This is a genomic window from Dietzia sp. DQ12-76 (assembly GCF_014145045.1).
Taxonomy (GTDB): domain Bacteria; phylum Actinomycetota; class Actinomycetes; order Mycobacteriales; family Mycobacteriaceae; genus Dietzia.
Genome location: NZ_JAALDV010000115.1, coordinates 1 through 6,120, shown reverse-complemented (window position 1 = coordinate 6,120; position 6,120 = coordinate 1). Strand labels below are relative to the sequence as shown.

The window sequence follows — 6,120 nt, the reverse complement described above, 5'->3', positions numbered from 1 at the left end:
CTCGAGGGCGTCGCGCAGGCGATCGATGACGGTCAGCGGCAGTGCTGCGGCGACGTTGCCCGGCGGGCGGCGCGCGACGACCGGGTGAGCTCGTGTGGGGGCGGTACGGCGGACCACTTCCCAGGCCAGGCCGAGCGCGGTGAGTCGCCCGTGGCTCAGGCGCTCCTGGAGCCGGGGCAGCAGTTCGTCCTCCTCGTCGCGGACGTCGTCGCGGAGCACCTCGACGAACCGCGCCAGGAGGTCGGGCCTCGCAGGATCATCCGCGGGCAGGTTCTCGAGTCGGACGACCAGCTCGTTGACCTCCTGATGCTCCTGTTCCACCTCGAGGGTCAGGTCGTGCCCGTCCGGGAGGACCCGGCGAAGCACGGGCCACAGCACGGCCTCCTCGGCGAACGCGTGGGGGAACACCAGGCGGTACACGCGGAGAAGTACCTGTCGTTCTTCCCGGGCATCGGCGTGCTCGAGTTGGTGCAGGAGACGGTCCAGTGTGACGTGGTCGAGCTTCTGGCGGCTCAGGACACTCAGGCGGCCGCCGAGCTGGGTCGTCGTCTGGTCGGCGATCGATGTCACGTTCGCTCTCGTTTCTCTAGAGGGGGTCGGTGAGGGGGTCGCGGCCAACGTGGCTGCGGTGGAATGGGAGACGGGGCCGGGGGAGATCCCCCGCGACCCCGTCGCGCGCGCAGATCGACTCAGTAGGTGCGTCGCTCACACGATGGCTTCCTGCGCGATGAGGCGTGCCGGGGTGGTCCGAGGGTGGATCTCACTCCTTGTTGAGCGTGTCCTGGACGGTGCCCGCCACCTTCTCCACGGTGTTCGGCAGCTCTGTCGTGCCGTAGAAGCGGGCATCCGGATGGGTCGGGGGCGGCATCGGCGGGCCTTCGAGCGGCTCATCCGAGTACGAGAACTCGCCGTGGCCGTCCGGCGTGGGACCGGACGCCCAGGAACCGTCGGCGGCGGTCGCCCCGTCGGAGAAGTTGTACAGCGTGTACGCGTGCTCTCCGGCCTCCTTGGACTTGGGGAAGTTCGAGGGCACGGGCAACTCCTCGAGGCCCTCGGCCTTGAGGTCGTTGATCGCCGCGAGCCACTGGTTCTGGTGCATCGTGTCGCGGGCGAGCAGGAACGACAGCAGCTCCCGGATGCCCGGGTCGTCGGTCATGTGGTAGAGCCGGGCGACCGCGACGCGCCCCTGCGACTCGGCGTTGACGTTGGCGTACATGTCCGCCAGGAGATTGCCGCTCGCGGTGACGAACGCCCCGGACCAGGGGTTGCCCATCGAGTCGACGGGCCGGGCCCCGGCGCCGGCGAGGATGCCGTGCTGGACGTCGGTGCCGCCGACCACAGCTGCCACCGCCGGATCGTTCTGAACGGCGTGATCGGTGATCCCCAGTGGGGCCTTCTCGAGCAGTTGGGCGACCATCGTCGCGAGCATCTCGACGTGGCCGAACTCCTCGGTCGCGGTGCTGAAGAGCAGGTCTCGGTACTTTCCGGGGATGTGGGCGTTCCACGCCTGGAAGCTGTACTGCATGGCCACGGTGATCTCGCCGTACTGACCGCCGATGACCTCCTGGAGCTTGCGTGCATACACGGCATCGGGCTTCTCGGGCTTTGACTGAAATTGCAATTTCTGCTTGTGATAAAACATGGGAACTCCCGCACTGGACACGTTGAATTCATCGAATCTCGACGAATAAATCCAGTGAGCGCCACGGTAGGCGCGGCACACGGGCATGGCTACCGCACGCTCCCCCGGGTCGCTGCACTGGAGTGGCATGCATGCTGTTCACGGCGATTTCTCCGACGGAAGTTCGGCATGGTCGGCCACATGGCGTCCGCGGCGGTGATCGAACTTCTCGGCCTCGACAGGGCGCGTCCGATTATCGTGCCCCGGTTCCACGGTCTCTTGTCGCGGTGACGAGTGAGGCACCCGCGGGAATATGAGGGTCACTGCCCGTCAATCGCATTACGTTCTTTCCGAGGGCGTGCAGGAGAGATCAGTATGCCGAGAAGCGCTCAGACTGACCTGCCCGCCAAACCGGGTCCGAGTGCGCCGGTCTGCCATCGATCGGGGCCGGGCAGACGTTCTGGGTCCCGACATCAGCAGAGCCTCGGCTCAGTAGTCGTGGTCAGCGCCGCGGCTACCCGTGGTCTCGCCGATCCGCCTGAGGTGGATCCGGCGTGCGAGACGAATGGCGGGCCGTGCCAAGAACTCCACTGAACCGAGAATGAACAGCCAGGTGCCGATGGTCTGGGTGGAGTCGGAGAGGAACAGGACGCTGCCGACGAGGAAGAACAGCGCTATGAGCACGTCGTTGGCGATCGACAGTGTCTCGTAACGATCGTTGATGACCACCTCGTCGTCCCCGAGGGGAAGCCGCAGTGACCAGTCGGATCCGGAGGCGGTCGTCGATGGGGTGCTCGTGTGAGGAGTGGCATTCATGAAACGCGCGACCTCGGAGTGAGTGGGTGTGGCCGTCGACCACGCGATCGCGGCGGCGGGCGGACCGCGCGCGGTCGCGTCGATTCCGCCTCGTGGGCGCCTGCGACGCTACGCCGGGCACCTGGAGGTCACTACCGAAGCCGATCCCGTCACTCGGAATGGATGAGAGGATTCCCGGTGCCGGGGTGAGGGCTGCCCGCAGAAGTGACGGCCCCGAAGGCGCGCGTTCGTCGCGCTGATCCGGATCGCCCGATAGCGTGATCCGGATCACATGTGGGATATATGCTCCGGAGCATGTTCCCGGGAACCTTCGCCGCCACCACGCCCGACAAGCCCGCCGTGATCCGCCCCGCGACGGGCGAGCAGGTCACCTACGCCGAGCTCGAGGCCAGGTCGGCCCAGTTCGCGCACGTGCTGTCCGGCGACTGGGGGTTGCGCCCCGGTGACACCATCGCCGTGGTGTCGGACAACACCCTCGAGATGGTCGAGATCTACTGGGCCGCGTTGCGGACCGGGCTCTACATCGCGGCCATCAACCATCACCTCACGGCCGACGAGTCGTCCTACATCATCGGCGACTGCGGGGCCCGCGCCCTCGTCGTCTCCGCCCCGGTGGCCGACCACGTGGATCTGTCCCCGGACGCGCACCCGGGCGTCGAACATCGGGTGGTGTTCGGCGGAACACTCGACGGGTTCGCGGACTACCGTGCGCTGCTGGCCGACAAGCCCACCGATCCGCCCGCCGACCAGCCCCGTGGCCACGACTTCCTCTACTCCTCCGGCACCACCGGCCGACCCAAGGGCGTCCGCGTGGACCCGCCGGAGGGGCAGATCGACGAGGTGCCCGACGTCTACACCCCGGTGTTCAGCTTCCTCTACGCCTTCGACGCCGACAGCGTGTACCTGTGTCCCGCGCCGCTCTACCACGCGGCCCCGCTGAGGTTCTGCGGTGTGGTCAACTCGGTCGGCGGGACCGTGATCCTCATGGACCGCTTCGACGCCGAGGAGTCACTGCGCCTCATCGAGGAGTACCGCGTGACCCACTCGCAGTGGGTACCGACGATGTTCGTGCGCATGCTCAAGCTGCCCGAGGAGACGCGGCAGCGCTACGACCTGTCCAGCATGACCCACGCCATCCACGCCGCCGCGCCGTGTCCGCCCGAGGTCAAACGCCGGATGATCGAGTGGTGGGGACCGGTGATCCACGAGTACTACTCCGCCACCGAGGGGATGGGGATCACGTTCATCAACTCGCAGGAGGCACTCGAGCGGCCCGGATCGGTGGGGCGCGACGGGCTCAAGGGCATCGCGCACATCTGCGACGAGGAGGGCCGCGAGCTCCCCATCGGTGAGATCGGCACCATTTACTGGCAGCAGGACGAGGGCACCTTCTCCTACCACGGCGATCCGGACAAGACCGCGTCCGTCTTCCACCCCGAGCACTCGAACTGGTCCACCTTCGGCGACGTGGGATACCTGGATTCCGACCGCTTCCTCTACCTCACCGACCGCAAGGCGTTCACCATCATCTCCGGCGGGGTGAACATCTACCCGCAGGAGATCGAGAACGCCCTCGCACTGCACCCCGCGGTCGACGACGTCGCCGTGATCGGGATCCCCGACGAGGAGATGGGGGAGCGGGTCCACGCCGTGGTGGCGCCCGCCCCCGACCGCGCCGGCGACCCGGGCCTGGCTGACGAGATCCTCGGATCTCTCCGTGGCCACGTGTCGGACTTCAAGATCCCGCGCGCGGTGGACTTCGTCGACGAGCTGCCCCGCACCCCCACCGGGAAGCTGGTCAAGCGTCGGATCCTGGACCGCTACACCAGCGGGTCCCCGGCCTGAGCTGTCGATGGACCTGACCGAGGAGTTCGAGCGCGAGCGGCCCAGACTCACCCGGATCGCCACACGCGTCCTCGGTGATCCGGCCGAGGCCGAGGACGCGGTCCAACAGGCGTGGCTCCGACTGGCGAGGGCTGACGTCTCCGCCGTCGACAACCTGCCGGGATGGCTCACCACCGTGGTCACCAGGGTGTGCCTGGACCGTCTCAAGGCGGCGGTGCCGGCGCCCGGTGAACCGCTCGACCGTCCGGGAGTCGATCCCGACCCGGCCGACGAGGCTGTCCTGGCCGACTCGGTGGGATCGGCGCTTCACCTGGTGCTCGACCGGCTCACCCCGGCCGAGCGGGTGGCGTTGGTCCTGCACGATTCGTTCGGTGTCGACTTCGCCGCCATCGCCGGAATCCTGGACTGCACCCCGGCCGCCGCCCGCAAGCACGCCTCCAGGGCGCGGTCCAAGGTCCGGGGGCCGGCGGGTGCGTCCTCGGGCGCTTCGCCGGGGTATCAGGGCACAGCGGACTGGCGGGTCGTTGACGCCTTCCTCGCCGCCGCCCGCGACGGGGAGTTCTCCCGACTCCTCGAACTCCTCGCGCCGGACGTGGTGGTGGCGGGTGACCCGGTCGCCGTGGGCCTGGGGACCCCCGCGCGGATCGAGGGCCGCGATGCGGTGGCGGAGTTCTTCAACGGTGCCGCGGCCGCCGCTCTGCCGGTCTTCGTCCACGACCGACCGGGGGCGGCGTGGTTCGACCGCGGTGTCGCCCGGGTGGCCTTTGACTTCCGTGTCACGGGCGGCATGGTCACCCGCATCGACTTCCGGGCCCGACCCGAGGCACTGGAGACGATCGACCGCCGGCGGGACGGCGACAGGCGCTGACCTCCGGGGTAGAGCACCTCGCCGTCAGTGCAGGTGTGCAGGTCACCTCGCCTGCCAGGGGACGGTCACATCTCCGGGCCGCCGCTCGTCATCATGGTGGGGAGCGCACACCGCGCCACCCGGACACGGGAGGACACACCATGAAGACCATGACCTGCAGAGACCTCGGAGGCCCCTGCGACCTCGCCCATTCCGGAGAGACCGCGGACGATGTGATCAACGCCCAGGACGCCCACCTGAAGGAACTCGTCAAAGCGGGGGACGAGGCGCACGGGCCTGCGCGCAAGGAGATGAAGGGGCGGTGGATGCGGCCCCGTCAGGCCCTCGGGTGGTACAACGACGTCAAGAAGCGTTTCGCCGAGCTGCCGGAGGACTGACGCGGACCCGGGCTCGTCCCCGTTCAGCCAGCACTGTCGATCGTGCCAGCACTCTCGATCGCAGCAGCCAACGAGAGCAGTGTCGGTTCGGAACCGGGCCGACCGACGAGCTGGACCGAGGTCGGCAGGACCCGGCCGGCCGGGGTCGCGGTGCGACCGCAGGGGACGGTCATCGCGGGCCAGCCCAGCACGTTGGCCAGTGGGGTGAACGGCGAGAACCTCATCGACGCCCACAGTGAGCGCCCCCAGGATCGCTGGTGCCAGTCGGTCGCCTCGGGCGGCAGGTCGGCCAGTGCCGGGGTGAGCCACACGTCGACGCCGGCGGTGTCCATCGCGCGCTCGACCTCGGTCCGCAGCGCCTCGGTCGCCCGGTTCCACCTCGTGTCCCCGTCGCCCGCCCCACCGCGGCGGAACACGGTCCGACCGAGCAGGGCGTGGTGCCGGGTGCGGCGCTCCATCGCGGACAGTGGAAGGTTCTCCTCCTCCGCCGCGCGCGCGACCGCAGAGGTCCACCGCGCCAGGTAGAGCACCGGGTCACGGGGGGACGGCAGGGAGGTCTCGACGACGACGAGATCGCGGGCCCGGAGCGCATC

At 68.9% G+C, this 6,120-nt stretch carries 7 protein-coding genes; 3 read left to right on the top strand and 4 right to left on the bottom strand.

The features are described 5' to 3' along the window. From G6019_RS05090 to G6019_RS05080, 3 genes are all read right to left on the bottom strand, one after another. A partial coding sequence (locus G6019_RS05090) for a hemerythrin domain-containing protein (RefSeq protein WP_182627148.1) occupies positions 1 to 570 on the bottom strand: 570 nt, incomplete at its 3' end. A gap of 190 nt (positions 571 to 760) precedes the next feature. Then, positions 761 to 1,642, bottom strand: a complete 882-nt coding sequence (locus G6019_RS05085) for a manganese catalase family protein (RefSeq protein ID WP_182613583.1) — start codon at positions 1,640 to 1,642, stop codon at positions 761 to 763. A gap of 468 nt (positions 1,643 to 2,110) precedes the next feature. After that, the gene (locus G6019_RS05080) at positions 2,111 to 2,437 is read right to left on the bottom strand and encodes a YrhK family protein (RefSeq protein ID WP_182613584.1); all 327 of its coding nucleotides are present in this window, start codon (positions 2,435 to 2,437) and stop codon (positions 2,111 to 2,113) included. A gap of 294 nt (positions 2,438 to 2,731) precedes the next feature. On the opposite strand from G6019_RS05080, the gene G6019_RS05075 reads away from it, so the two are divergent. The 3 genes from G6019_RS05075 (at position 2,732) to G6019_RS05065 (ending at position 5,527) form a co-directional block, all read left to right on the top strand. Continuing rightward, on the top strand, positions 2,732 to 4,282 hold the full coding sequence (locus tag G6019_RS05075) for an acyl-CoA synthetase (protein WP_182613585.1): 1,551 nt from the start codon (positions 2,732 to 2,734) through the stop codon (positions 4,280 to 4,282). A gap of 7 nt (positions 4,283 to 4,289) precedes the next feature. Further along, complete coding sequence (locus G6019_RS05070; RefSeq protein ID WP_107755668.1) at positions 4,290 to 5,150, top strand: sigma-70 family RNA polymerase sigma factor; 861 nt, start codon at positions 4,290 to 4,292, stop codon at positions 5,148 to 5,150. Between the two features lie 140 nt (positions 5,151 to 5,290). Beyond that, positions 5,291 to 5,527, top strand: a complete 237-nt coding sequence (locus tag G6019_RS05065) for a DUF1059 domain-containing protein (RefSeq protein ID WP_107755669.1) — start codon at positions 5,291 to 5,293, stop codon at positions 5,525 to 5,527. Between the two features lie 23 nt (positions 5,528 to 5,550). Here G6019_RS05065 and G6019_RS05060 read toward each other — a convergent pair. Then, positions 5,551 to 6,120, bottom strand: a 570-nt coding sequence (locus tag G6019_RS05060; RefSeq protein ID WP_241725881.1) for an amidase family protein, incomplete at its 5' end; no start/stop codon positions are given.

Bases quoted from the DNA above. Each gene is read 5' to 3' on its own strand.
- G6019_RS05085 (WP_182613583.1), bottom strand. From the start codon at position 1,642: ATGTTTTATCACAAGCAGAAATTGCAATTTCAGTCAAAGCCCGAGAAG.
- G6019_RS05080 (WP_182613584.1), bottom strand. From the start codon at position 2,437: ATGAATGCCACTCCTCACACGAGCACCCCATCGACGACCGCCTCCGGA.
- G6019_RS05075 (WP_182613585.1), top strand. From the start codon at position 2,732: ATGTTCCCGGGAACCTTCGCCGCCACCACGCCCGACAAGCCCGCCGTG.
- G6019_RS05070 (WP_107755668.1), top strand. From the start codon at position 4,290: ATGGACCTGACCGAGGAGTTCGAGCGCGAGCGGCCCAGACTCACCCGG.
- G6019_RS05065 (WP_107755669.1), top strand. From the start codon at position 5,291: ATGAAGACCATGACCTGCAGAGACCTCGGAGGCCCCTGCGACCTCGCC.